The following is a 513-nucleotide window of genomic DNA, read 5'->3' as shown; positions in this document are numbered from 1 at the left end:
GAGGGTAAAGGTAAGGATCACACCATCTTCATGCTCATTATGTGCAGTAAATTGCCATGGCAAAATACGTGCAAAACCATGGCTAGGGCTCGCGACAGGACCAAACCAAGGCCAACAAATGGGAATGCCCCCACGAATTGCTGTACCTGTTTTGAAGGCGCTTTCGCTACTTAGCCAAAGGCAGGGTTTTTGCCCATGAGGCTGCCAGTCAATTAATTGTGCTCCTTGAAGACTCACGGCCCCACGTACTTTAGGATGGGATATGAGAATTAAAGGAAGTTCACCTAATTGGCGTTGACTGATATAGGCTGAAAGCTGCTTAATAACCGGTAGAGCAAAGAGTTTATCATGCATAATGATTTGCCTGTGATAAAGGAACTGTGGGTACAAATAGGTTAGCAGAAGTTGTAGTAACAGTCATGATACATAACTGTATAATGATAAATTTTAAGAGAAAATAAACAAAAGAGCCGCCAATTTTGGCGGCTCTAGTTACCCTAAAACGTTAACAGC

1 protein-coding gene is annotated in these 513 nt (G+C 42.9%); it reads right to left on the bottom strand.

Features of this window, described 5'->3' with window-relative positions:
• A partial coding sequence (locus tag ABN217_RS20455) for an aldose epimerase family protein (RefSeq protein WP_502935154.1) occupies nt 1-354 on the bottom strand: 354 nt, incomplete at its 3' end.
• Nucleotides 355-513 lie beyond the last annotated feature (159 nt).

Source organism: Proteus sp. fly-1067 (genome assembly GCF_040139345.1).
GTDB classification, from domain to species: domain Bacteria; phylum Pseudomonadota; class Gammaproteobacteria; order Enterobacterales; family Enterobacteriaceae; genus Proteus; species Proteus vulgaris_B.
This window is presented reverse-complemented; position numbering and strand designations above follow the sequence as displayed.